This window comes from Desulfosoma profundi, from assembly GCF_055387865.1.
Map to the genome: position 1 here is coordinate 601,680 of NZ_AP042420.1, position 24,651 is coordinate 626,330.

The 24,651-nt window shown below is 57.3% G+C and carries 19 protein-coding genes; 10 read left to right on the forward strand and 9 right to left on the reverse strand.

The features are described from left to right. Positions 1 to 19: 19 nt before the first annotated feature. Positions 20 to 1,192 (reverse strand): DNA polymerase Y family protein, encoded by a 1,173-nt coding sequence (locus ACZ5K9_RS02630; RefSeq protein ID WP_464272868.1) that lies wholly within the window; start codon positions 1,190 to 1,192, stop codon positions 20 to 22. Positions 1,193 to 1,649: 457 nt separating this feature from the next. Next, a complete protein-coding gene (locus tag ACZ5K9_RS02635; RefSeq protein ID WP_464272869.1) occupies positions 1,650 to 2,810 on the reverse strand; it encodes a lipocalin-like domain-containing protein in 1,161 nt (386 codons plus the stop codon). Between the two features lie 247 nt (positions 2,811 to 3,057). On the opposite strand from ACZ5K9_RS02635, the gene ACZ5K9_RS02640 reads away from it, so the two are divergent. Further along, the gene (locus ACZ5K9_RS02640; RefSeq protein ID WP_464272870.1) at positions 3,058 to 4,497 is read left to right on the forward strand and encodes an FAD-binding oxidoreductase; all 1,440 of its coding nucleotides are present in this window, start codon (positions 3,058 to 3,060) and stop codon (positions 4,495 to 4,497) included. 311 nt (positions 4,498 to 4,808) lie between these two features. On the opposite strand, the gene ACZ5K9_RS02645 is transcribed toward ACZ5K9_RS02640, so the two are convergent. The 3 genes from ACZ5K9_RS02645 to ACZ5K9_RS02655 are packed head-to-tail and all read right to left on the reverse strand — an operon-like array spanning position 4,809 to position 9,569. After that, entirely contained in the window at positions 4,809 to 6,020 is a 1,212-nt protein-coding gene (locus ACZ5K9_RS02645) for a 4Fe-4S dicluster domain-containing protein (RefSeq protein WP_464272871.1), read from the reverse strand. A gap of 41 nt (positions 6,021 to 6,061) precedes the next feature. Continuing rightward, positions 6,062 to 8,302, reverse strand: coding sequence for a hydrogenase iron-sulfur subunit (locus ACZ5K9_RS02650; RefSeq protein WP_464272872.1), 2,241 nt, complete (start codon positions 8,300 to 8,302; stop codon positions 6,062 to 6,064). 4 nt (positions 8,303 to 8,306) lie between these two features. Further along, positions 8,307 to 9,569: an FAD-dependent oxidoreductase gene (locus tag ACZ5K9_RS02655; protein WP_464272873.1), complete on the reverse strand. Its 1,263-nt coding sequence runs from the start codon at positions 9,567 to 9,569 to the stop codon at positions 8,307 to 8,309. A 376-nt stretch (positions 9,570 to 9,945) separates the two neighbouring features. Between ACZ5K9_RS02655 and ACZ5K9_RS02660 the strand changes: the two genes are divergently transcribed. After that, a complete protein-coding gene (locus ACZ5K9_RS02660) occupies positions 9,946 to 10,143 on the forward strand; it encodes a hypothetical protein (RefSeq protein ID WP_464272874.1) in 198 nt (65 codons plus the stop codon). Between the two features lie 237 nt (positions 10,144 to 10,380). Further along, positions 10,381 to 11,544: a baeRF10 domain-containing protein gene (locus tag ACZ5K9_RS02665; RefSeq protein ID WP_464272875.1), complete on the forward strand. Its 1,164-nt coding sequence runs from the start codon at positions 10,381 to 10,383 to the stop codon at positions 11,542 to 11,544. A gap of 249 nt (positions 11,545 to 11,793) precedes the next feature. Here ACZ5K9_RS02665 and ACZ5K9_RS02670 read toward each other — a convergent pair whose 3' ends face one another. Both ACZ5K9_RS02670 and ACZ5K9_RS02675 read right to left on the reverse strand, forming a co-directional pair. Next, a complete protein-coding gene (locus ACZ5K9_RS02670; protein WP_464272876.1) occupies positions 11,794 to 13,131 on the reverse strand; it encodes an alginate export family protein in 1,338 nt (445 codons plus the stop codon). A 147-nt stretch (positions 13,132 to 13,278) separates the two neighbouring features. Beyond that, positions 13,279 to 14,631 carry a hypothetical protein gene (locus ACZ5K9_RS02675; protein ID WP_464272877.1) on the reverse strand — a complete coding sequence of 451 codons (1,353 nt, stop codon included), beginning with the start codon at positions 14,629 to 14,631 and terminating at the stop codon, positions 13,279 to 13,281. A gap of 291 nt (positions 14,632 to 14,922) precedes the next feature. On the opposite strand from ACZ5K9_RS02675, the gene ACZ5K9_RS02680 reads away from it, so the two are divergent. Continuing rightward, positions 14,923 to 16,677 (forward strand): FG-GAP-like repeat-containing protein, encoded by a 1,755-nt coding sequence (locus ACZ5K9_RS02680; protein WP_464272878.1) that lies wholly within the window; start codon positions 14,923 to 14,925, stop codon positions 16,675 to 16,677. Between the two features lie 21 nt (positions 16,678 to 16,698). Continuing rightward, positions 16,699 to 17,670, forward strand: coding sequence for a lysophospholipid acyltransferase family protein (locus tag ACZ5K9_RS02685; protein ID WP_464272879.1), 972 nt, complete (start codon positions 16,699 to 16,701; stop codon positions 17,668 to 17,670). A 247-nt stretch (positions 17,671 to 17,917) separates the two neighbouring features. Here the strand turns inward: ACZ5K9_RS02685 and ACZ5K9_RS02690 are convergent, their stop codons facing one another. Then, positions 17,918 to 18,328: a hypothetical protein gene (locus ACZ5K9_RS02690; RefSeq protein ID WP_464272880.1), complete on the reverse strand. Its 411-nt coding sequence runs from the start codon at positions 18,326 to 18,328 to the stop codon at positions 17,918 to 17,920. Between the two features lie 412 nt (positions 18,329 to 18,740). Between ACZ5K9_RS02690 and ACZ5K9_RS02695 the strand changes: the two genes are divergently transcribed. The 4 genes from ACZ5K9_RS02695 to ACZ5K9_RS02710 are packed head-to-tail and all read left to right on the forward strand — an operon-like array spanning position 18,741 to position 22,254. Then, the gene (locus tag ACZ5K9_RS02695) at positions 18,741 to 19,286 is read left to right on the forward strand and encodes a biotin transporter BioY (RefSeq protein ID WP_464272881.1); all 546 of its coding nucleotides are present in this window, start codon (positions 18,741 to 18,743) and stop codon (positions 19,284 to 19,286) included. A gap of 18 nt (positions 19,287 to 19,304) precedes the next feature. Further along, positions 19,305 to 20,051, forward strand: a complete 747-nt coding sequence (locus tag ACZ5K9_RS02700; RefSeq protein ID WP_464272882.1) for an energy-coupling factor ABC transporter ATP-binding protein — start codon at positions 19,305 to 19,307, stop codon at positions 20,049 to 20,051. After that, positions 20,036 to 20,800 (forward strand): energy-coupling factor transporter transmembrane component T family protein, encoded by a 765-nt coding sequence (locus tag ACZ5K9_RS02705; protein ID WP_464272883.1) that lies wholly within the window; start codon positions 20,036 to 20,038, stop codon positions 20,798 to 20,800. The genes ACZ5K9_RS02700 and ACZ5K9_RS02705 overlap by 16 nt, the downstream gene beginning before the upstream one ends. After that, positions 20,797 to 22,254: a glycosyltransferase gene (locus tag ACZ5K9_RS02710; protein WP_464272884.1), complete on the forward strand. Its 1,458-nt coding sequence runs from the start codon at positions 20,797 to 20,799 to the stop codon at positions 22,252 to 22,254. The genes ACZ5K9_RS02705 and ACZ5K9_RS02710 overlap by 4 nt, the downstream gene beginning before the upstream one ends. Before the next feature lie 27 nt (positions 22,255 to 22,281). On the opposite strand, the gene ACZ5K9_RS02715 is transcribed toward ACZ5K9_RS02710, so the two are convergent. Next, complete coding sequence (locus ACZ5K9_RS02715; RefSeq protein WP_464272885.1) at positions 22,282 to 22,983, reverse strand: lipid-binding SYLF domain-containing protein; 702 nt, start codon at positions 22,981 to 22,983, stop codon at positions 22,282 to 22,284. Positions 22,984 to 23,390: 407 nt separating this feature from the next. Here ACZ5K9_RS02715 and ACZ5K9_RS02720 point away from each other — a divergent pair, with 407 nt between their 5' ends. Next, the gene (locus tag ACZ5K9_RS02720) at positions 23,391 to 24,422 is read left to right on the forward strand and encodes a peptidase U32 family protein (RefSeq protein ID WP_464272886.1); all 1,032 of its coding nucleotides are present in this window, start codon (positions 23,391 to 23,393) and stop codon (positions 24,420 to 24,422) included. Positions 24,423 to 24,651 lie beyond the last annotated feature (229 nt).

Here is a 24,651-nt window from a genome sequence, read left to right on the forward strand (position 1 = left end):
TCGATCGGCACCACCCCGGTCATCCTCGCCCCGCACACGTCAATCCCCAGACAAGGGCCTCGGGGCCGTAGCGGCTCCGGATGGCATCCAAAGCCGTCTGGATCCGAACCTCCCGGGCTCCGGCCGGCCCCGTATCGGGAAACAACACAAGCTGCCGCAAGGGCATTCGAAATCCGGTCCACGTCACGGCGATCCGCCGCACCGCCACCCGTCTTTGGCATACCGATCGGGCAAGGCCGCGGACCGTTTGAAAAAGAAACCGATCCAACACCTGCTCGACGGCTCCCATGTCCCGTGATCCCTGTACCTCCACGCCGTCGGCATAGCGCACTTCCAAAACAACCCGCCTGGGAATGCGGTTTCGGCGTCTCAAGGTCCAGCCGCTTTCTTCAGCAAGATGAAAAAGCGCGGCGTCGATCCGATCCCGGTCGATCTCATCCCGCTCCATGTCGTGAACCAGCCGCAAAACCGCCTCTTTTTCAAAGGGCACAACCGGCAGAGAGTCTTCGCCACGGGCAAGGCGCAGAAGCCGCGGGGCGTGATTCCCAAAAACGGGAAAAAGAGCCTCTTGGCCGAGGGCCGCCAATTCCCCGACCCTGCGGATGTTGAAATCTCTGAGGCGATCCGCCGTCTTTGCCCCGATGCCGGGAAGCATGTCCACGGAAAGGCCTTGGAGGAAGGTGCGCTCCCCCCCTGGAAACACTCGGCTCACATCGCCCACATCCACGCACTCCGCGGCAACCTGACTCACAAGTTTGTTCCCCGCCAGGCCGGCCCGTGTCGGCAACCGATGGCGGCGCAGGATCTCTTCCTCCAGGCGGCAGGCGGTGTCCGTCGCCGGACCCCATAAACGCCGCGTGCCTGAAAGGTCCACAAAGTAGCGGCCGAAAGCTCCCCCTTCCACCACCGGAGAAAACCTCATGAGATCTCGAACAAGGATCTCGTGGACCTGGCGGTAAAAGGGTCGGTCAGGAGGTACCCCCTGCAAGGCACGACACCGCCGGACAGCAACAGCCCACGGCATCCCTTCGCGGATCCCTTCCCTACGGGCTAAAGCGTTTACCCCCAACACCACAGCCCGTCCGCCGGGATCGGCGACTGCCAAAGGCCGACGCGCCTTGGACGGATCCCGCAATTCCTCCAGGACCGCACAAAAATCGGGAACATGAAGATGCACTACCGCCCGTTCCATAACCTATGCTCCCGACGCCTCTTCACGACGTCCCGTCGCTCCGACGCCGCCACCACGACGGGCGCTCCATCCTTCCCTGACAGGAGGTTCTTTCGAAAACGCCCGCTCGTGTCCAATATGGCAAGGGCCAGCCGGAGGCGATGCGGATTGCCGGCTCACTTCTCCGGACACCGCACATTTCCTCCGCGTTCTGCAGAAGGACGGAACACCCCAGCCGGAGAAGAAAACACTCTGGGCACACGCCTTCCCGGGAGTTCCCCAGAAGATGACTGCAGGCACACCCCGTCGAAGACCCCAGATCCTGGCGCTCCGATGCAAACCGCACCGAGCGCGTCCCTTGGGTGTCCGCTCATGGGAAACCCGGTGCGTCTCTGAGCACTCTCGGGAATCTCCCTTTGAGGTTAAAATAAGGTGAATAAAAGGTGAAAGTCAAGAAGCAGACACGAAGGTTCAACCGTCACAAGGGGGTATCAAACGGTCGGGCATACCCGGTGAGTTCCACATAACCGAATCCTTCCCCGGAAACACCAGCACGCAGGCTTCGGCACGAGACAGATCCTTCCCAATACGTCACCCCCGTGCTGGAGCCTGTTTCCAGTTCCTGGTCGGCAAGATTCGGCCAGATCTCCACCTCCATGTGGAGACTCGGCACCCGAAGGCGCCATCCCGCCGGATACATGGCTTTCGATCGCGGGCTTTTCCACCACGACAGGACGTCCAGGGACATATCGTCCCGCGAAAGATGTCGCTTTTCACCTGAAAGGTCCACGAAGGTCCCGCTGGAGGCGGGATGCCAGGCACCGTCCTTCTGTCTCAGGCCGAAAAGCATGAGCTCGGTTCCATCGGCAAACTGCAGGCTGAACCAATCCCACCCCTGGAGACCGGGTTCTAAGGGTTCCGAACTGAATTCGTGATCCATCCACGCAAAGCCTGTAACGGCATGGGTTTCGCCTCCCACGCGAACCTCCCCTCGGGCTTCCAGCCGCGTGAAAGAATAATAGCAGCTGGCCCGCTCCGGGGCGGATCCCTTGACACTGTAGCCGTCGATCCCATGACGGATGAGGGGTTTTCGAGGCACGAGGCGAAGATGCAAAGCAAAATTCCGGGCTTCCGCCTGCAGCTCATGACGGTCCGGCCCGATAAAGGTGCTCCACGGATGGACCCGCACCGTCACCGCCTCCTCGGTGGTTTCCACGCCCCCAAGACCAAGCGCCCCGCGGCGCGCTTTTTCTTCATAGTGGAAGCGCTTTCCCGAAATATCGGTCAAGGCCGCATGAGCAAAATACATCTGGTTTGTCCGCCACGGAGACGAAGGATCGGTCTGCGCAGGATCTTCCACGCCCGGGCTCAATTGGTATCGAAAAAAAGTGAGCTGAAAACCAAATGGGCGACCTGTCGCCGTCCGGAGATTGCCTGTGTAATACCACCATTCGGTGCGGTAGCCGGGATGCGCTCCATGGTCCTTGGGAAAGTCCAAACCGCAGGGCCCGCTCACTTTAAGAAAATCCCTCGGGTCTTCGCCGGCCCACGCCCATCCCCACATCGCCGCCCAAAGAACGATAAAACCCAGCCGCGTTATCTTTTTCATGACTTCCAAAGATCCGTATCTCCATCTCATCGAGATATCCGAAAATCCGCGCGCCTCGGCCTGCGGTCGTTGACCGGTTCATGTCCGGGGTCCCGAAGACATTGCACGGTGTTTTTGAAACCGTATTTTCGTGCATCACGGCCGCCAAGGTGTCTGTCACCGCTTCAACCCGCCCGATCAATAAAATGGACTCCTCTTGTCGGTTAGTATATTTTCTCGGAAAAACAAAGATGGAAAAATCCAAATCCACAGACCTGAAAGGCGGCCGGAAAAGACGATGACCCCATCAGTTCCTCCCATGAATCACGCAACTCTGGACAGGCTTCGAGAAATTGTCGGAGAAGACCATGTCCTCACGGCTCTGGAGGATCGGGTCGCCTATGGATACGACGCCAGTAAATTGTCGGCCGTGCCCCAGGCCGTCGTTTTTCCCGCCAACGCGCAACAGATCGCAGAGATCGTCCGCCTGGCAAACCAATGGCGATTCCCCGTGTACCCCCGAGGCGCGGGAAGCGGTATGGTCGGCGGCTGTGTCCCTGAGCGCGGGGGCATCGTGTTGTCCTTGGCCAGGCTCAACCGGATTCTGGAAATCCACAGCGACGATATGACAGCCGTCGTCGAACCTGCCGTCGTCACCGGCGTTTTTCAGAAAGCCGTCGCTCACTATGGGCTGTTCTACCCACCCGACCCTGCCAGTTTGGAATTCTCGACCATCGGCGGCAATGTGGCCACCTGCGCCGGCGGTCCCCGGGCCGTCAAATACGGCGTGACCCGGGAATACGTCCTCGGATTAGAGGTTGTCCTTCCCACAGGAGAGCTTATCACCACGGGAACCCGTACCATGAAAGGCGTCGTCGGCTATGACCTGACGAGGCTTCTTGTGGGTTCGGAAGGGACCTTGGGCATCATCACCAAGGTGGTTCTTCGGCTGATCCCTGCACCGGAAGCCTTCATGACTGTGTCCGCCGTTTTCCCGGAAATCGAACAAGCCGGTCGTGCCGTCTGCGCCGTCCTGCAGGCCCGGATCGTCCCCACCTGTCTCGAGCTGCTCGATGCCGCCACACTCCAGGCCGTGGATAATCACGTCCCTCTGGGGATCGAGGGGCGTGCCGACGGGATGCTCATCACCGAGGTGGACGGCCCCCCCGAGGTGCTTCCCCGGTACGTCGCGGCCATGAAAAAGATCTTCCGCGAGCACGGCGCCTCACAGGTTAACGTCGCAGAAACCGGCCCGGAAAGAGAAAAACTGTGGACGGCACGACGCGCCATTTCCCCCGCTTTAGGCCGCATACGACCGGGGAAAATCAACGAAGACGTCACGGTTCCCAGGTCCCGGATCGCCGATCTCATCAAGTTCAATCAGGCGCTCGCACGAAAATATGACTTGGTTATTGCGAGCTTCGGACACGCCGGAGACGGCAACATTCACACAAACATTATGGTGGATCGTTCCGACCCTCAGGAGATGGCCCGCGCGGAAAGGGCCGTAGAAGAACTTTTTCAGGAAGTTCTCCGCCTCGGGGGCACCCTGTCCGGCGAACACGGGATCGGCCTCACCAAGAGCTGCTTTTTCCAGTGGGAAGTCCATCCGGGAGCTTTTGAGGCCATGATGCGCATCAAACGCGCCTTGGATCCGCGTGATATTCTGAACCCTGGGAAGATGTTCGTTCCCAATCGCGCCTTTTTCTTTACCACTCCTGGCGCCCCGACTCCCTAGAAGGACCCGTCCCCGACCATTACACTTCCCGGAGCTTAAAGAGACGCGGCGGATCTGAGGGGGTGATCATCGCCGTAGGCATCCCAAAAGCCGACCGCCGCAGGCCGCACATCACCCTCAGAGGCATGTTCCATCTTGCAGATGTTCCGATACTGTCTGGGTCTGGAAGCGGACGAAAACCGAGCGGGGACGCTGGGGGGACGCTTTCCGGAAATGCTCTTTTTTGTTAGCTTCGGGGGGAACATTGTCGGGGCACGGCGGCCCATGCCCCGACAAAGCTCACGCGCGACCAGCCGCGTCGCGGAAAACTTCTATGCCTCGGCGGCTTGGGCCTCGGCAGCCTGACTTTCCTTCCCCTTGATCTCTTCAAAATACTTCTCTTTCACACCCTTGAGGTATGCCGCCAAGGGCCGGTAAGCCAAGTGAGACCACTTGGAAAATGGGACCTCAAGCACCAACATTGGGACGGCGATCATGAGATGGAGGATATACATGGCATAGGTCGCGAACGGAATATCCATGAGCCTGAGAATGTGCACCGAGATCCCGGTGATCACCGTGAGTTCCAAGAGCACGAGGAACATCCAGTCCGTACCGTGGGAATTCTTGTAAGGCGCCTTGCTCTTGCGGAACCGCCCAATGAGCGCATAGGTCGCTCCGATGAGGATGGCCACGGTGGCGTAGTAGCCCAGGAGACGGATGGGGTGGAACAAGGGATACTCGATATCCCGTCCCAGAACCGGGTCGTAAGGTCTCTGGAATCGCAGAGGCTCCCACGTCAGGCCCAAGACCGCCAAACCGCCTGCCAAGAGCACCGCCACTAGGATGAAGGCCGTCGTATAGCCTGTCATAATGAGCAGGTGGATCACCCATTGCGTGCGGTCTTCACACTTGGCCCACCGCTTTTGAGTCAAGAAGTGAAGCACGAGTTCCTTGGCCTGACTGGCGTAGATGCGCAAGGGGATCTTGGTCAGCAGATCGCCCATGCTGAATTTCAAGAACCGATAGACGTTGGTCAAGAGGAAGAAAGACAGGATGGACGCCATGATGAGGTCGGCGATTTCCATCCCGTGGGCCGGCCACGCCTTTTCCAAGGAGGCATGTTGCCAATCGAACTCCCCGTGGATAAGGAGCATGAGCACGCCGACAATCAGGCCCGTGATGATCACCGCCATAATTTCAAACTTCTCGGAGGTGTAAAACTTCCGAGAAAAACCCGTCCAGTCGTATTGGCTGGTCAGATAACGGCGGATGGCCATCATGGTCTCCCCGGGGTCCGCCCCGCGGGGACAGTTGTCGGAGCAGGTGCCGCAGTAATAACACAGCCACGGTTCCGAGGACTGGAGAATCTTGTCCTTCAAACCCATCTGAGCGTATTTCACCAGCTTTCGCGGGAAAGGGGTCCCCGTTTCCGACATGGGGCACACCGCAGTGCAGTTCCCGCAGTGGAAGCACTTACTGGCATCTTTCAAGCCGAAGTGCTTCAGATCCTTCATCAAATTCGGATCCACCTTGATACTCATCCTCAGGCCTCCTCGCTTAGTTCATCCTTACGGCGCCTCGTTTAGAAACCTTTGTAGGGGTTCGGCCCCACAGCTTCCAGGGTTGCCGCAAAATCATCCAAAATTTTCGGCAGCTTGTCGTAATCGGAGATGGCCACCGTTTCGAAACGCACGCGGTCAGATTCCAGCACGAGGCGGTCCAAGGTCTCCTTGACTTTGCTCAGACGAATGTTGGCCAGTTCCGATCCCTTGATAAAGTGGCACTGATAGTCGTCTCCGTACTTGCAGCCCAGCAGGAGCACACCGTCGATGCCCTTGGATAGCGCGTCGGCGATGAAGATCAGGTTCATGGACCCGAGACATCTCATGGGGATGACCCGCACCCAGGCGTTATAGGTCATCCGACGCAGACCTGCCATGTCGAGCGCTGGATACGCGTCGTTTTCGCAGGCAAGGACGACAATCCGAGGTTTTTCTTCATCTTCTTCGGGCACGTCGATGGATTTGATGATTTCCCCGATCATTCCCACGGAGTAATTCTTGAACGAGATGATCCGTTCCGGACAGGCGCCCATGCACACCCCGCATCGGCGACAGCGTGTGGGCTGAGGCAACGGATTTCCTTTTTCGTCTTCGTTGATGGCCCCGAACGGACATTCTTCCGTACACCGCTTACACTGCGTACAGCGTTGCATGAAAAACTCGGGAAAACTCATGTCTCCGGCACGAGGATGCACGGCCTTCCCCTGGCTGACCAGTTCGACACACTGGATGGCTTTCATGGCAGCGCCGGCGCCGTCTTCCAAAGCGGCCGCCACGCCCATGGGCCGGCGCACACATCCGGCCGCATAAATCCCCGTGCGTCGCGTTTCATAAGGGAAGCAGATGAAATGGGAATCGGGAAAACCATAACGCAAGCCAGGAAGCTCGGGACCTTGGCGGTATTCCAGGTTGAGGATATCCGAAACCAAAATGGCGTCCTGCGGAACTTCCAGTTCCTCTTCTTCTTTCTTCTGCTCGGTTTCCGCACCCCGCATCCGTGCCCGCACCTGGGCATAGTCTTCACCGAAAGCCGTGACCGGCACCATACCCGTCGCCAGAACCACCAGATCCACATCCTCGAGGATCACCGTGTCGCCGAGGAGTTCGTCCATCGCCTCCACGGTGACACTGGTGCCGGACGCCTTCACCTGCGGATCTTGGCACCGGATGAAGATAACTCCCTCCTCCTGAGCCTTGCGATACAGATCCTCGGCCTGACCCGGGGTTCTCATTTCCTTAAACACGATATACACATTGGCTTCAGGATGATTTTCCTTGATGTAGATCGCCTGTTTGAGGCTCGTGGTGCAGCACACCGAGGAGCAGTAGGGAAGCTTTTCCGGATCCCGCTGCCCGGCGCACTGGAGGAACGCCACGTTGGTCACCGCACCCCCGTCGCCAGGACGCTTGACCCCGCCGGCCTGAACCATTTCCTCAAATTGGACGTTGGTGATCACACGAGGGGATTGGCCGTAACCCAGTTTCGGATCCAACTGGGCCGGATCATAAGGTTTCCAGCCGGCAGCCATGACGATGGCGCCGACTTTATGTTCTTTCACTGAGCCGTTCTGTGAAATGCTGACCTGGAACACCCCAGGGCCGCCCACCGTTTTCTGAATCTTGGCGCCGGTATAAACGGTGATGTTGCCGTCCTTGGTGACTTCCTGGATGAGGCTTTCCACGTCGTTGTCTTTGATGCCTTTATAAGGGAAAGTCGCAATCTTCTGCACCGAACGCTGGAAGCCTCCCAGCTGCTTTTCCCTTTCCACAAGCACGGCTTTGTAGCCGGCTCGGGAGACTTCTTTGGCCGCCGTCAGGCCGGCGACTCCACCGCCGACAACGAGAATATCTTTGGAAATTTCCTCTTCGGGCTTGTAAGGTTCCGGCGGATCCATCTTTCCGATCTTGGCCGCGGACATGCGCAGGTAGTCTTCGGCCATCATTTGGGTGTCTTCGTCCTTGGGCTTTTGACTCCACGCCACCTGCTCCCGGAGGTTCACCCGATCCACAAGGCAGCCTTCGAATCGGAAAACGTCGTACATGACGCGTGGGGAACACGCCGCAATCATCAGGCAATTGACGCCCTCGTTCTGGATGTCGGCCTTGAGCATCCCGACGCCGTCTTGGCTGCACAGGCAGGCATGGGTTTTGACCAAGGCGGCTTTGCATTCCTTTTGAGCCACCTTGGACAGCTGCTCTATATCCAGAGCATCGCCGATGCCGCAACCGGTACAAATATACGTGGCAAGCTTCTTATCCATTGAGCTACCTCCTCACGACGGATTGAATGGCTTTGAGAGCGGCTGCCGTGCCGTCGGCGACGGATTCGGCCACATTGCACGGGGTCCGGGTCGTGCCCGCGGCATAGATACCCGGCATGGCGTCCATGGATGCCACAAAACCGTACTCATCATAGGGAACCGGCGTGGGCAGCGGGGCCTCGGACGTGTTCGGCTGCATGCCCGTCGCCAGCACCACGAGGTCCACGGGGATTTCGTGGAGTTCTTCGGTCATGGTGTTCTCCACGCGGCAGACGAGATTCTTGGTGGCACCGTCTTCCGTGATCTTCGCCACTTTGCCCTTGAAGAAGATGAGCTTGTCGTCGGTTTTGACGCGGTTGACAAAATCCTCCAGTCGATCCGTCGCCCTCACGTCGATATAAAAGAAGTATACCGTGGCATCGGGAATCTGTTCACGCACGTAAGTCGCCTGCTTCAATGACGCCAGGCAACAGATGCCGGAACAGAACGGTAGATGGTTCTGGTCCCGAGAGCCGGCGCATTGGACGAAGGCCACCGTTTTCGGCGGATTCCCGTCGGACGGTCGCAGGATCTTGCCTTGCGTCGGTCCGTTCCATGCGGCCAGCCGTTCCATCTGGACATTGGTGATCACGTTGGCGAAGGTGCCCGCCCCGTAATTGACCAGCTTTTTGATATCGTACGGCTTCCACCCCGTGGCCCACACGATGCTGCCCACTTTGAGCTCCAGCACCTTTTCCGTCATGTCCAATTCGATGGCGTCGTAGGGGCAGGCGTCTTTGACCTTCTGAGCTTCACCGCTCTTGACCAGACTGGGGTCCAACACAAAGCGCATGGGAAAGGCCATGTCATGAGGAAGATAAGCCGCCTTGACGGTGTCCATGTTGTAGTTGAAGGGATTTTGAATTTCCAGCGAGCACACCTCGGCGCATTTCCCGCATCCCGTACACTTCTCGTTCACATACCGGGGACTGATTTTCACCGTGACGTCGAAATCCCCTTCCCCTCCGCGAATCTGCGTGACCTCCGCCATGGTGAAGACCTTCACCTTAGGATTGTCCTTGATGCGTCGAAAATTGATTTCCAAGCCGCAGTACGGAGGGCACAGCTTCGGAAAATACTGGTGCAACTGGGCCACACGCCCTCCCAGGTACGGGTTCTTCTCCACCAGATAGACCTCGTAGCCCGCCTCGGCGGCTTCGATCGCAGCACTCATGCCGCTCATGCCGCCTCCGACCACCATGATGCTTTGTGTCACCGTGTTTGCCATGCTCATCCTCCTCGGTATATGAAAGATGTCCCGTAAACCCTCGAGAGCGTGGGCAGGGAATGCCTCCACGGAAAGAATGGGCCCTGAGAGGCTCGGGCCGCGTCATGTGCAACTATACACAAACCATAGGCGAGGAGCAAACAAAAACTTGGGAAGTCTCAACGGCTTGTCTTCGTGACCCCCACACTTCCTTCCAGGATCCCACTGAGGAAAGGGCAGACGCACCAATGACGTTGTGAAAAAAAGGTCGAACCTCTTTGCTTAAGCCTTGAAAAATCCCTCCCCCTCAGGTAATAGAGAAAAGGACCGAATCGAGAAGACAAACGGACGCCGTGTCCCCCGATCCTTTCACACTATCCAGCGATGGAGTGGCCACATGGACGAAAGACAAGAAATTAACAAATGGATAGAAGTCGCGGCAAAGATCGCGGTCTCCTTGGCCGTGCTTTTTCCGGTCTATGCACTCCTCTATTTGACCTTTCCCGCATCCATCATCGCCTTCTATCTCATCTCGGCAGGGCTGCTCGCAGCCTTTGCCCCGTGGGACAAGATCAAACAAAAATTCCTCTCCTGACGCTCCCTCCTCGGGATTTTGTTTTTTCCCCATGAAACTTTATGAGCACGGGCCGCGTCCCGTGCTTTTTTCTTGAGAGCGTTTCAAGGCCCGCCTTTTCCCTTCAACCCGGTCGTCCTTGACCGCACGCGCGCGGCAGGCGACAATTCTTGAGAAAGACCGGAAGCTCCATGCAAAGATGGCTCGGCCCAAGGCCACCGTTTTGGCATCCACACCTTTCAGGCAAGGAGGTCCTCCATGAAGGCGTTGCATCCCAGCTCCTTGGAAAGTTTAGCTCGCCGTCATGCTCCCGAAGGTTCCTGGATCCTCAGCGTCTACCTCAACTTGGACCCGCAGGTGCGCGCCAGCCGCCGCGGCGCCCACAAACTCGTCTTGGACCAGATGCTCAAGGATCTCGAGGCGACTCTGGATGATCCACGCATGATAGAGCACTTCCGTGAAGACGCCGAGTGGGTGCGAAACCAAGTGGGATTGCACATTCCTAGAGGCAAAAGTTTGGTGGTGTTTTGCGATGTTTCGGAGGGGTACACGTATCACGAAGATGTTCCGGTCCGCCTGCCCAACGGGGTCTGGTATGATCGCCGTCCCTACATCCGCCCTTTATTGGACGCGTGGAAAGATTACGAACGCACCGCCATCGTCGTCGTAGACAGGGAAAAGGCGCGTTTTCTTGTGGCGTCCATGGGTGAGGTGGAAGAAGTGGAAGAAGCCTTTCAGACTCCTGCCGTTCGACACCGGGCCACCGCAGGTACCGACCATATGCGTTCCCAGATGGTCTTTCAGCGTCGGGCGGCCACCTGGAGCCATTGGTTTCTGAAGGAAGTGGCCGATTCGCTCCACGACATGATCGAGGAATACGGCATCGACCGCGTGGTTCTCGCCGGCCCTGAGGACGTCACCGCAGAACTCAAACGCCTCCTCCCCAAAGGGGTTCTCGCTCGAGTCGCCGCACGGGTGCGCGCCTCCGTCACGGCCAAACCCAAAGAACTCCTCGACGCGGTGACACCGTTTCTTCGGGAACTGGACGCCGCCCAAGAGCACGATCTGGTGGCCGAATGCATCACCACAGCCAGAAAGGCTCAGAGCGAGGCGCCCAAGGCCGTCCTGGGGCTCGAAGCGGTCCTCAATGCCGTGAACCAGGGCCGCGTTTACCAAATCCTTGTTCCGGCGGGCTTCTCGGCTCCGGGGTGGCACTGTCCCGGCTGCGACGTCCTCATGGATCATGCGCCGGCGGCCAATGCCTGCCCTTACTGTTCCGGGGCCTTGAATGACGTGGACGACGTGGTGTGGGCCGCCTGTGATCGCGTCCTGGCCATGGGGGGCAAGGTGGAAGAAATCGGTGCCGACGGCGCCAAGGAATCCCTGAAAAAAGAAGGCCCCTTGGGCGCCTTTCTCCGCTAAGATCTTGTGCCAAGGCGTCGGGCCGGCTCCGGTGGAAGGGCGCGCTCCGCAGCAGCCTTAACGGTGGCAGGCCTTGACGACGATGCTCGGGCGACGCGAACACGCAATCGGGATTTTCGGGCACGGCCCCGAAGGGCATCCCGCTCAAAAAACCTCGGGGCGAATCCATCTACGGATTCGCCCCACGAGGTTTTTCATGATCGCGGGAAGTCCACCCGACGCGATCAGCCATTCATCGCCGGTCCGCCTCTAGAAATCCCACTCCAGCACGGCGCCCAGCTCGTACACGTCGTCATCGCCTTTGATCGTCTTGAAGGCATCGTCGGCAAACAGGTACGCCGCCACAAAACGCAAGCTGAGTCCGTCCACGATACCCTGATCCAGGTAGAAATTGACTTCGTGGCCGATGCTGTCGTCCGTTTCCCCCGGCGCGCTTTCCACTTTTTCTGAAGTTCCGATGTAATAATAGTTAAAGGTCAAAGCCGTCTCTTCCATGGCTTGCCACTGCACTCCGGCGGTGAGCATCCACAGATTGGAAGGACCATCGCCGGGAACGTAGGCACCTTGTCCCACTGCATTATAAGTATCCAAGCCGCCCGCGTTGACGTCCAAGCTTCCCAAACCGAGGATTTCCGACCAGTAAAAGGACCGCCCGATAGGGTACACAAAAGCTTCGACATCATCGTCGTTCAGATCGTCATCCCCGGTGGTGTAGAAGCCACCGGCGCTGAGGACGAAATTGGAAATGGAAAAATCCCCGCGGCCTTCCACCATCCAACCCTTGTAATCGCCGGAGCCGCCGCCGACAATGTCATAGCCGCCCAGGTTTTTCACAAAATTCACATGGGCATCCACTAGGTCATTTTTGTAGCTCAAGGAGATCCCAAGATCGAGGAGATCGTTCCCGGTGACATCGCGCCCGTTCAACCAATCCACCGGTTGATCGTAGTTGTAGTCCTCGATAATGCTCGTTCTGTTGTTATTGGCGGACTGATAGAATCCCACGACCGTAGCGCCGAAGGGCCCTTGGGCATACGATACTTCAAGGAAGAAGTCGTCGATGTTTTCCGAAACGTCGGTCACATTTTGGTTCTGACCCGCGACGTAGCCCAGACGGACCTGCACCGGGTCGAACGCTTTTCCGAGAACAGCACCTGAAAAGTCATCGGAGAAGATCCATCCACCGAGAATGTCCGTCCCCTGGACGCCCACCGTTGCCGTCGCTTCTATGCCGGGAACAAGGAATTCCAAATAGACATTCTTCATTTCCAGGTTCGTGGCGTCCGCGCCGATGTCACCACCGCCGTGCCGACCAGCACCGGGCGTTTCCCGACCCCACTGGGTGTCCGCTTCCCATTTGGTCACTAACTGAAGCTTTTCACTCCCCACAAAGGTAAAGTACATCCGCAGTCTTTGGTCAAACCAGTTCCCATTGTCATCGTCATCGTCGTTACCATCCGTGAGGTTGTCCTGAGACTGCCACCTCAAGAAGTACATCCCACCGTATTTGAAATCCACGGCGAAGACCGGAACCGCCGTCGCCACAGCCATGAGAAGGCAGAAAAAGCTCACCGTGAGTTTCTTCATTCTTCACCTCCACGCGATATGCAAATGAGGACAAAATCCGATGGCTTTTTAAGATCGTCCGTCTCGGCAAAAAACGCAACGCCCGGGAAGGGCCTTCTCCCCGGGCGTCTCGCCCATCTCAACCTCTGTTGGTTCGAGACGGCAGGACTAGAACTTCCACTGCAGCACCGCACCCAGTTCGTAAGCGTCGTCATCGTCTTTGAAGATGGTGTACGCATCATCTGCAAAGAGGTAGGCGCCCACGAGGGTCAGGTTCAGCTTGTCCACAATGCCCTGAGAAATATAGAGGTTGACTTCATGACCAACGGTGTCGTCAGTGTCCCCTGTGGCACTATCCGCCAAAACATCCTCGGCGGTGGCTACATAGTAGTAGTTCAACGTAACCGAGGTCTCCGGCAGCGCCTTCCAAATGACCCCCGCGTTCAGAGCCCACAGGTTGGACGGAATATCGGCGGCCCGATAGGCTCCTTGGTTGGCCGGGCTCAGGTGATCAAAGCCGCTGACACTGACATCCAGGAGCCCCAAGCCCAACAGTTCGGACCAATAATAAGAGGCGCCGCGGGCATAGGCGAAGGCGTCATAGTCATTGGCGTTATCAAACTTTGAAACACTGTCATCATCACCCGTGGTGTAGAACGCTCCCAGGTGGAAGGTCAGGGCATCCCACATGAAATCGGCGGTGCCTTCCAACATCCATCCCGTGTAGTCTTGGCCGGCGCCACCCACCAGGTCATAGCTGCCAAAGTTCTTGATCCCGGTCAGGCCCAAAGCCATCATTTTGGTCTTGTAACCCAGACTCAGACCAAGGTTGAAAAGGTTATTGTCCGTCACTGCCGTGGCGTTCGACACGATAGTGCCCGTCGACATATCGGGATAGGTGCTCAGATTGGTGTCATGAGCGTATTGGTACCAGCCCACCAAGCTCGCCGTGAACGGGCCGTTGGCGTAGTCGAGAGACAGGAAAAAGTCGTCCACGTTCTCGTTGGTCGTGGTCACGTCGGTGTTCTGGGCCGCGGCGTACCCGAAGGTGACCTTGACCGGATCCAACTTTGTGGACACCACGGCGCCCGAGAAGTCATCGGCAAACATCCATCCTCTGAGGAACGTGGCGCCTTGCACACCCAACTTGGCTCTCATGGCGGTGTTGGGCACGTTGAATTCCAAATAAACGTTCTTCATTTCCAAGTTCGTGGCGTCCGCGCCGATGTCACCACCGCCGTGACGGCCGGCACCCGGAGATTCACGTCCCCACAGCGTGTCCGCTTCCCAGTGGGTGACCAATTGCAGGTTTTCGCTGGCAACAAAGGTGAACAGCATCCGCAACCGTTGGTCGAACCAGTTGCCGTTGTCGTCAAAATCATCGTTACCGTCGCCCACATTGTCGTTGGATTGCCAACGCAGCCGGTAGAGGCCGCCGTACTTAAAATCCACGGCAAAGGCCGGCAGCGCCAGTGTGACGGCGGCTAGAATCGCCACACAAATGATGAAGTTCTTCTTCATCTCTTTCCTCCTTAAAAAAGTTGAAGACTCAAAACCCACCATGATTCAGCCCCTGATACTGTGTCTGCGCTTCGCCTCACCCCCTTTCCTGAACGTTGCCCCAGCGCCTTTTTGGAGACGCTTCCTGGCATTTATAACGGCGTCTCGGAAGATGTCAAACAAAAATTCTCGGTGAATAATCCTCGAAAATCTTATTGCGCAACGGTCTGCTTTGTCGCTACTCTCTCGTCGGAAGGCCACTAGGGCCTGATCCGCCCGTTTTGTTAAAATTCCGGCAAAGGAAGGTGTTTCATGGTGGTCAGACGTTGGATTCAGGAATTGGTCGCCTCGGCTTTTGCGGTTTCGGCTCTCTGGGTTTTTCTCGTCTTCCCAGCCGCCGCACAGGACACCTCGGTGAAAACCGTCGCCGTGGTTCCCTTTCAGATGAACACCCCCAAGGAGCTCTATTATCTTCAGGACGGCATTTGGGACATGCTACGCTCCCGCCTGGCCTGGCCCGGAAAGGTGCGTGTCCTTGACAAGGCCGTGGTCCTGGATGCCGCCAAGACCCCGGCCGCCGTGCAAAACGCTGAGGCGGCCCGCTCCCTGGCTCGGCGACTCAAAGCCGATTACGTTCTCTACGGGAGTGTCACCGCCCTAGGGGAAGCCGTGAGCCTCGATGCCACAGTGGTATCCGAAGCGGCCGATGAAACACCCTTGCAGTTTCCCTATCAGAGTCCGAATTTGAGCCAACTCATTCCCACGGTGAACCGACTTGCCGAAGATGTCAATCGGCAACTGTTCAACCGATCCACGGCGGCAACATCCGCACCGGCTTCCAGCGAAGGTCCTTCGACGCGCCACCCGGAGCTTCTGCTTTCGGAATCCACCATGCCTGGCCAAGCCGTGTCCTATCTGAATCCGAACTTCATCGAAGTCACCCCCGAAGGGTCTCTGCGCCAGCCGGGACTGTGGCGCAGCCAGACTTTTTCCGAAGCCGTCCTCTCCATCGATGTGGGTGATGTGGACGGAGACGGCCGCGAGGAACTGGTCGCCCTCAGTGCCTCTCGCATCGCCGTGTACAAACGCGTCGAACAAGGATTGCAAAGCGTTGCCGAATATCGCGCTGGAAAATTGGACAGTTTCAAGTGGCTCGCCCTGGCCGACGCGGACGGCGATGGTCGCCTGGACATTCTGGTGACCAACGTCCTTGAGAGAAAGAAAGGCCGAAATCCCGGCCCCGAAAGCATCAAAGTCTCCGACACCGACTGGGAACCCGCCTCCATGGTCTTGACATTTGACGGAAAGAAACTGGCCGTGGCTGCGGAACGCATCCCGTACTTTGTCAACGCCGTCAGCATCCCCAACCGCGGCCGCGTCCCTCTGGCTCAGGCTCGAGGCCGGTATGGGGATCTTTTTGAGCCGGAAATTTCCGAATGGCGTCTTCGCGACGGGAAAGCTGTAACCACTGCGCCCATGCCTCTTCCGCCCCAGTGTAACGTCTCCAACTTTGCCGTCGGAGATTTCAATGGGGACAGCTCTATGGAATATGCAGTGATTACGGCCGACAACCGGTTGCTCATTGTGGATTCCGCCGGGAACCGTCTATGGCGCAGCCGTCAGCAGCAGTTCGGCGCCACGACAAACTACCTTTTGGGCCGGGTGGAGGACCTGCGATACAATAACGTCGAGTACTATTACATTCCTTCGCCCGTGCTCGTCATGGACCTGAACAAAGACGGTATCGCGGAAATTGTCGTCAATCGGAGCCCCGACACCACGAGTCGTTTTTTGCCGCAAGGGTTTAAGTACTACGAAGCCGGAGAAGTGGTGAGCTTTTCCTGGGATCAGTTGGGCCTCGTAGAAAACTGGAAAACCCGCGAAGTGAGCGGCATGGTGTCCTCCATTCGGCTGGGCGACTTGAACGGGGACGGCACGCCGGAACTCATCGCCAGCCTCGTTTTGGGCAAAGACCTTTTGAAGCTTTGGGAAAGCCGCAGCACCATCTTTTCATACGATCTCAATGTGGGGAAGAAACCTCAGGCCTCCGCCCAGGCCAAGCCTTAGAAAGAGATACCCTTCGGACCCATGTGCGCCGGCTCAATTCCATCTCCCGCAGTCGTTTCGGAAGGTTGTCACCCGAGTCATGGGGTTCGCCCCGTTCCCACATCTCCTCAGGCCGGAGCGCACGGGGCGTTTCGTGGGTCCAGCCAATCCCGCCTGGTGAGATGTGCCGGGATACTGGGGGTATTTTTCGGGCGTTTGTGGTTTCTTCTGGATCACAAGCACCGCAAGATCGCAGAACACAATATCGTGTTGGCTTTGGGGGTGAACGGGCAAGAGGCGAGGAGAATCGCCCGTGAAAACTTCCAACACTTAGCCCGGGTGTTCTGCGAATTTCCCTTGATCACACGCATCAGCGCCGAGAACGTCCACCGATTCGTGGAACCCCACGGAACCGATCACATCTGCCGTTCCTTGGACAAAGGTCGGGGCGTGCTCATTTTGACGAGCCATTTCGGCAACTGGGAATGGATGGCCTACTGTGCCCCGTTCATCCTCCCGACGCGGCTGAACATCGTGGCACGACCCGTGCATCCTGAAGTGTTCAACCGCTGGGTAACCCGCCGAAGAGAACGCTCCGGAAATCGGGTGATCGCCAAGAGCCACGCCTTGATTCACGCGCTCAAGGCGCTGAAACGAAACGAAATCGTGGGATTCTTGATGGACCACAATGCGGGCAAGAAAACGGGCATTTGGGCGCCTTTCTTCGGCGGCTATGTCCTCACCCACAAAACCCTTGCCCACATTGCCCTGAAGACAGGAGCCCCCGTTCATCCAGTGTTCAACCATCGACTCCCCGATGGACGCTACCGCATCGACGTCGGCGCTGAAATCCCTTTTCCGAAAGCCGGGACCGTGGAGGAACGCGTGCAATCCTTGACCAATCTGTTCAATGCCATCATCGAGGCGCGCATCCGTCGGCATCCCGAGCAGTGGTACTGGATCCATCGCCGGTTTCGCCGCTTCCGAAGGGAAATGCCCACGGCCACTCCGTGATTTCTCTCTTGCCGGTGGATCGTCCATCGACAAAGTCCGTTGGGTTGAAGCAAGGCAGCTTTTCCTCTAAGGCCCCGCCTTCAGGATCTCAGAAGGTTTTCGAGCTGCCTCCTTTTTATCTTCGGGACTGTCCGAGGCTGTTCTGAGGTGAGGTGCGGGGACGATGTCACAAAAATATGGCGCCGCTTAGGGCGGCGCCATCCACAGTCGTTGAACCGTCCAATGGGATGTCTGGACGACCACGCATCTAGAGTTCGTAATCCCCTTCCATGTCGAGAATGTATTCACGGTCATGACTTCCAGGTTTGACGGTGAAATTCCCGCTCCCTTTGATGGTGGCCAACTTGCCCATCCCTTTGTATATGGTCCAGGTGCCCTTGGTCAGCTTGGTTTGCGCATCCCTTTCGCCTTCAAACTTGCTGTAAATGGATCCCTCTTCAAAGTGGGTCACCGCATAGCCCATCATCTTGCCGGCCCCGCGAATGCGGTCATGAAAAGTGACGCTCCGTCGGGAAACAAATTTCCCGGCTACCCCAACCTGGTACTCAATGGGTTCTCCCTCCATTTCCACAAGCATCAGCGTATGATCGAATTCGTCATGCACGTAAAGCATTTCCCGGCGGGTGACCATCAGTCGATACGTGGCTTTGCGCTTCATGGAGGCCTCCTTGTGATCCAGGGGTTCGGTCATGTGGGGCCATCGCAGTGCCCCCGATACCTTAGGCGAATCATCGATGATCTCCTAACATAAGAAACGGCTTCTGCCTAGAAACATCTTCGCTTATCCCCGTTGGAGGAGGGTTTCATGGAGCGGGTGGCGATTTTGTCTTCGGATCAGGGTAAACAGGGCCTGCCCTGTGGCTTCCACCATCCCCCAGTTGGGTCATCAAAACCCTGAATTTTCAGACATGGAAAGACAAGGCAACGAACTTCTGAAAGGAGCCTTGACAGCTCGGCGTCTTTCTGTTAACCAGCGAACCCGCGTCGGGTTGACGCAACCGATCCGATGTACGGGATAGTAGGCTATGTGGAGTTCCTGAGACAAAGAAGCGCACAGAGGAGATGCCCTGATGTCTGTGGAAACCTTGCGCCGGATGGTTCTGACCTGCCTGATGACTGCGCTCACCGCCCTGGGAGCTCAAATCGCCGTGCCCATCGGCCCCGTGCCCATTGTGTTAACCAACTTGTTTGTTTTGCTTTCCGGGCTTCTACTCGGCTCACATCGAGCCGCCGCTGCGATAGGCCTTTATGTCCTCTTGGGAGCCATGGGGCTTCCCGTCTTTGCCCAGTTTAAAGGGGGATTGGCCCATCTCGCGGGTCCCACAGGGGGGTATCTCGTGGGTTTTGTCTTCTCGGCATGGATCACGGGTTTCCTCAGCAGCGCCTGGTCTCATCGAACAGCCGACGTGGCCGCCGTCATTGTCGGAACACTCGTCGTTTACGCATTGGGTGTGCCATGGCTTAAGGTCGTCACGGGCATGACATGGTCCAAAGCGGTGACGGTTGGCATGTTCCCGTTTCTCTTTGGGGACGGCATTAAAGCCGCTACGGCCGTGCTGTTGGCCCGGTCCGTTCGCCCGGCCATCCTCCATCGCACGAAAACGGCCTCCGTTTAGGTTGAGCCTTTTTAAGCCGTGATTGAAGCCGTCAATCTCCGGTATACCTATCCCGATGGAACGGAAGCTCTGCGCGGAGTTAGTTTCCGGGTGGACACTCCCGTCTTTCTTCTCCTTTGCGGCGCAAACGGCCAAGGAAAAACCACTTTGCTTCATGTCTTGGCCGGGCTTTTCCCCCCCAGCGGCGGCAGTCTTTCCGTTTTCGGAGTGGAGGTTCACCGTCGGCCTGAAGCAGCGCGGCCCTTGGTTGGATTAGTTTTTCAGGATCCCGACATCCAAATTCTGTGTGATACCGTCGCGGAAGATGTTGCTTTCGGGCCTGAAAATCTCGGTCTTGCCCCACGGGAGCGAGAACGACGGGTTCAAGAAGCCATAGCATCCTTTGGCTTGGAAGATTTGGCCCAAAAGCCCTGCTATACGCTCTCCGGTGGTCAAAAGCGGCGCGTCGCCCTAGCGGGCGTTCTTGCCATGGACCCTCAGGTTGTTTTGTTTGACGAACCCTTCACTCATCTTGACTGGGAAGCCTCCTGCGCCTTGGTTCGAACGATGAACGAACTTCGCCGCCAGGGACGCACGGTGGTGGTTTCCACCCACGATGTGGAAAAGGTGATCGCCCACGTGGATCATGTGCTCGTCTTGCGGGAAGGAAGGATTGTTCGAAGCGGTGCTCCCCAAGACGTGGCATCTGAACTTGGGCGCTATGGCGTCCGTCCGCCGTGTTCCGTGCTTTTGGGGAAAGGGCTGGTGCCGTGGCCGTGCGATTAGCGCTCCATTACATTCCGCGGCCTACGGTGGTCCATCGCTGGGACCCACGGACCAAACTTCTGGGCGTCCTGTGTATCACGAGCGTTTTGCTTTTCGCCAAAGCGCCGTTTTTTGGAGCTGCCACTTTAGGCTTTTTCGCCCTTTCGACCTTAGCTCGACTGCCATGGAACTTGACGGCTCAGACGGTCAGAGCGTGGGCACCTTTTCTCGCCATAGTTTTTCTTATCCAGGCTCCGGAGTGGAACGCCCTTCTCCATCGATCGGCGAAGCTTGCCGAAATCCTCCCTGCGGATGCCGTCAAAGCGGCGGCTCTTACCCTATGGCGCCTCATGCTCATGATCCTGTGGGCCGTGCTCTTCACGGCTACGACGAAGATCGCCGAGGTGCAACACGCGGTCTTCTGGATGCTGCACCGCGTCCCTGGGATATCGGCCCGCAGAGTCGCCGTCATGGCCGGCTTATCCGTACGCCTCTTCACCACGCTCTTAGATGACCTGGAAGATATCCGCAGGGCTCATCGGGCGCGGTGGGGCAGCCTGATCAAAAATCCGGTTCGTCGCATAAAAACCGTGATCCTCCCGTTGATTCACAAAGCTCTCGAAAGGGCGGAATTCACCGCGTTAGCCTTGGCCGCCCGAGGATATCGGGACGACGTGCCCGTGCATGTGCCTCCGTGGCCCCGGAAAGAGATGCTCGGTGTTTTGGGATTGGTCGCAGTTGTCCTCCTTCTCCATGGAGCAACTCCGTGACGGCTTCTTCGCTGCCCTACGGGGAAGCCCTAGGACTTCTGGACATGCACCGAAGGGCGTTGAACTCTGCGGCGTTGTGGGCCGAAAGCCAGTGGGACAACCACAGGAAATCACGTGACGATCTCCGGCAGGCGCTGGAGGCGCTGACGGTATGGCATCGGCCTAAATTGGAAGCCGGTCCAGGGCTCGATGCCCCGTACGAGTGGTTAAGGCACGAGGGGTCTTTATTGGAGGCCTATGCCGCCACAGCCATGAGCGCGCGGGTGCGTGAGGAAGCCCTCCGCTATTTGCAGCTTCTTCCCTTTCCTGGTCAGTGGCGACGTCTCATCGACAAGGAATCTTCGGATATCGACCCAGAACTCGTCCACTTTTTCCAACAGGAACGGAAAAAGCTGGATCGAAAACTCAACGAGAAGCCGGACCGAATTTTCAAGATTCGGCATTTCATTCAAGTTCTTAAAAGGCCCAAAAAAGACAGGGAAAAAGGCGTCCTTCGTGTCTTCTCTTTACCTTATCTTTTTCTGGCACGGGGTCTCACTGAGGAGCTGAGCCGTCGATACGTCTTTTTTGTCGAACCGCCCATGGGGATCGTCTGGCGTCATGCCTGGTGGCGCCGGTTTTGCGCGCTCGAGGATCCCTGTCTCTTCGGGGTGGCCGGTGCCGAAGACGCACGGTTTCTTTCCACGCAACATCACGCCGTGCCCATCCGCTTGGCTCACGGGGATTTCCTCGAAGACCTCGACAAGCCGCCGCCTGTCGTGCCCAAAGATTTCGATCTGGTTTTCAACGCCACCTTTGACGACATGGAGCGAAAGCGTCACGAGCTGATGCTGGATATGCTCACACACCCGGCACTTTCCATAAAAACGGCTTTGTTTCTCGGCCGGGGAAGCCCCACAAGCATTTCTGCCTTCAGCCGTGCCGTCCAGAAGCGTCACCTGGAGCATCGAGTCACCTTAATGGCCAATGTGCGCCGATCCCTCATCCCTGAACTCTTGGCTCGATGCCGTCTGGGAGTGCACCTGTCGCTTTATGAAAACGCGTGCCGGGCGGTAATGGAGTATTTCCGATCGGATATTCCCTGTGTGGTCAGCTCGTCCATGGCCGGAATGCGTCTGGAAATGTTCACGGAAGAAACGGGGGCGGCGGTCCCTGATGCGGATCTTCCGGAAACCATCGCCGAAGCGTTGGACAACCTGCCCCGGTATGCGCCGCGACGTTGGTTTCTGAGAGAAAGCGGTAGCCTTATATCAAGCCGGCGGCTGAACCGGGCCCTCCAGATCTTTTTTCATGAAAGAGGAATGCCCTGGACAGAGGACATCGTGCCCTTGACAAGCAGTGGGGCCAGCCGGTACGGATCGCCGCAGGATGAAGCGCGTTTTAAAGAAGACCACGCGTGGATCGCTGAGCAGCTCCAGAACGCCCTTCCCCCCGGGTTTCAGATCGTTCCCTGATCCATGGCCTGTGGCTTCCTATGAGCCTCAACGTCCTGCGGCGATTTCTTCCAAGCGTTGCTGAAGCGGTGCCGATTTGGAATTGCTGACTGCTTTTCGAATAATGATGTCCATCGGGCCGACGGCCTTGCCATAATAGGTGAGATTCCAGTCGTCTCTGACCTTGAGGACCGCGCCTTCAATGGATAAGCCGGCGTACAGCCCCTTGGCTTTGGCGAAAGAAAGGATATCAGCGCTCAGATTGTGGGGGGTGGCCCCTTCCATACTCATGCCCACCGGCCCCACGGCGACGGACGCATCTCCCCCCAGCTTAAACGTGGAGGAATAGAAAGCTTCCACGCCTCGATCGGTCCGCACCATGAGAATCACCTCTGCAACATTGGCTCCAATCTGCAACCCGATGCTGCCGCCCCCAAGGGTGTAAAATACAGGTTCGCTCCACCGGCCCGTCTGCGGCTCACGCGCCAAAAAAACCCCCGACCCTCCAGAGCCTCCGATAATGAATCCCCCTTTCAAAAATTGGGGAACGATGAGAACCCCCCGAGCATAGCGTAAGTAGTTTTTGAGCCAAGAAAAGTTGGGATCGGCGGTCAAGCTGTCCAGCGTCACGCGAGCCCGATCAACCAGAGCCTCCGGGGCGGTCAATGCCCTCCCGTCCGACACCGCCGCAAAAAACACCAAAAAACTTGCCATGACGGCGGCCATGATCCGGCCAACTTTGTGTCCCATGGATACCTCCCGCGATGTCATTCGTGACCAATGCTCCTCTAGGCACGATGAGACGGGCTCATATGATCGGGGGTCATTCGACGTCGACCCCATACACCGCTTCACAGTTTGTCGGCAAAACCTCATTTAGGGTGTGTGTCCCTCTACAACACATTCCCCGATCGATGCAAGACCCACAGCAAAAGTCTCAGGGGCGGCGCACGTTTTCCTGCATTGGCGCCACCTCGGTGTGCTCTGCGTGATGGGTTCAGTGGTCAATGTAGCTTTCACCTCGGCATATGTCGGGAAAGGATCTTTCCTTTGGCATCTCACCTTGCTTTTCTTCTCCAGATTCATATAGGATACTCGCACAGTCAAATCATGCTCGTTTCGGCTCAAGCGACAGCCATGCTCAAAGGAGGCGCCCTATGAATGAACTGCTGGCCCCCGGTGGCAGTCTTGAGATGGTTGAAGGCGTGCTGAAAAGTGGTGCCGACGCCGTCTATGTGGGATCCAAAGGCTTCAGTCGCCGAAAATGCGCCTGGGAAATGGAAGACTCCCAAATCCGGGAAGCCATTGAAGTCGCCAAGCCGTTTCACGGGAAAATCCGTGTGGCGCTCAACGCCGAGATCCCGGAAGAAAAACGCATCCTCGCCCTGAAAAAAATCGCCAAATATGCGGCATGGGGAGCAGAGGGGGTGATCGTGAAAACTCCGGCGGTCATGCAGATGGTGTCTCAAAACTTTCCCCAGCTTGTGATCCATGCCAGTGTCGGGTGCAATATCCAAACACGGTCACAGATCGCCCAATACAAAGCCTATGGGGTACACCAGATCGTGGCGAGCACCGAAATCAACACTGTGGAAAAACTGCGGCGTTTCAAAGCCGACGCGGATGCGGAAGGTGTCGGCACGGAAGTCCTGATTCATGGCAACCGATGCGTCGGCGGGGTCGGGAATTGTAGTTTCCATGAACTCATCAGCGACTCATACATCAAGAAGATCTATTACGATGAGGACGGCAATGAGATCGTGGAATATGAAGGCTGGCCGGATCGAAGCGGCAGCTGCTTCCGGCTGTGCCTTCTCACCGACGAGCAACGGGAAAAGGTCTTGAAAAAACGCGGTCGCAGCGATCAGGAAATCCAGGCCATCAACGACAGGATCCGCCGCCACCCGAACGTCGCCTTCGCCATCAACGGAAAGGAACTTTGGGATTACATGGATCTCGGGTTGACGACTTTGAAGGTTCAAGGTCGTGAATACGCGGTGAGCTTGATCAGCCGCATGATCGCGCTGTATCGGGTCATGATCGACGCCCATCGCCACGGCAAATCCCATGACGACCCTGAGCTTCTGCCTCTTCAAAAGGAATTGGATGCCATTGCCCTAGACCGGGACCGGGCTCGTATGGAAAAAACCCGCGAATTACACCGCAACATCAAAGGCCTTTTCGCCTAGGTCCTCTTCGGGAATGTGGCTGTCTGGCGTGCCTTATCCGTGACCAATCAACACCCGGCGTGTCGTCAGTTTTGACCGCCACGCCGGGGTAAGCTCCAGCAGTTTTGTCAATGATTTGACATCCCCCGTCCGACTGTATCCTACCTCATTTTTTGCTGCAGTCCCCACGTCGTCATCTTCGGCTCCGGTTGTTGTTTTCTCATCTCCGTTGAGCCTGCGGGTATCAAAG

Bases quoted from the DNA above. Each gene is read 5' to 3' on its own strand.
- ACZ5K9_RS02630 (WP_464272868.1), bottom strand. From the start codon at position 1,192: ATGGAACGGGCGGTAGTGCATCTTCATGTTCCCGATTTTTGTGCGGTC.
- ACZ5K9_RS02635 (WP_464272869.1), bottom strand. From the start codon at position 2,810: ATGAGATGGAGATACGGATCTTTGGAAGTCATGAAAAAGATAACGCGG.
- ACZ5K9_RS02640 (WP_464272870.1), top strand. From the start codon at position 3,058: ATGACCCCATCAGTTCCTCCCATGAATCACGCAACTCTGGACAGGCTT.
- ACZ5K9_RS02645 (WP_464272871.1), bottom strand. From the start codon at position 6,020: ATGAGTATCAAGGTGGATCCGAATTTGATGAAGGATCTGAAGCACTTC.
- ACZ5K9_RS02650 (WP_464272872.1), bottom strand. From the start codon at position 8,302: ATGGATAAGAAGCTTGCCACGTATATTTGTACCGGTTGCGGCATCGGC.
- ACZ5K9_RS02655 (WP_464272873.1), bottom strand. From the start codon at position 9,569: ATGGCAAACACGGTGACACAAAGCATCATGGTGGTCGGAGGCGGCATG.
- ACZ5K9_RS02660 (WP_464272874.1), top strand. From the start codon at position 9,946: ATGGACGAAAGACAAGAAATTAACAAATGGATAGAAGTCGCGGCAAAG.
- ACZ5K9_RS02665 (WP_464272875.1), top strand. From the start codon at position 10,381: ATGAAGGCGTTGCATCCCAGCTCCTTGGAAAGTTTAGCTCGCCGTCAT.
- ACZ5K9_RS02670 (WP_464272876.1), bottom strand. From the start codon at position 13,131: ATGAAGAAACTCACGGTGAGCTTTTTCTGCCTTCTCATGGCTGTGGCG.
- ACZ5K9_RS02675 (WP_464272877.1), bottom strand. From the start codon at position 14,631: ATGAAGAAGAACTTCATCATTTGTGTGGCGATTCTAGCCGCCGTCACA.
- ACZ5K9_RS02680 (WP_464272878.1), top strand. From the start codon at position 14,923: ATGGTGGTCAGACGTTGGATTCAGGAATTGGTCGCCTCGGCTTTTGCG.
- ACZ5K9_RS02685 (WP_464272879.1), top strand. From the start codon at position 16,699: ATGTGCGCCGGCTCAATTCCATCTCCCGCAGTCGTTTCGGAAGGTTGT.
- ACZ5K9_RS02690 (WP_464272880.1), bottom strand. From the start codon at position 18,328: ATGAAGCGCAAAGCCACGTATCGACTGATGGTCACCCGCCGGGAAATG.
- ACZ5K9_RS02695 (WP_464272881.1), top strand. From the start codon at position 18,741: ATGTCTGTGGAAACCTTGCGCCGGATGGTTCTGACCTGCCTGATGACT.
- ACZ5K9_RS02715 (WP_464272885.1), bottom strand. From the start codon at position 22,983: ATGGGACACAAAGTTGGCCGGATCATGGCCGCCGTCATGGCAAGTTTT.
- ACZ5K9_RS02720 (WP_464272886.1), top strand. From the start codon at position 23,391: ATGAATGAACTGCTGGCCCCCGGTGGCAGTCTTGAGATGGTTGAAGGC.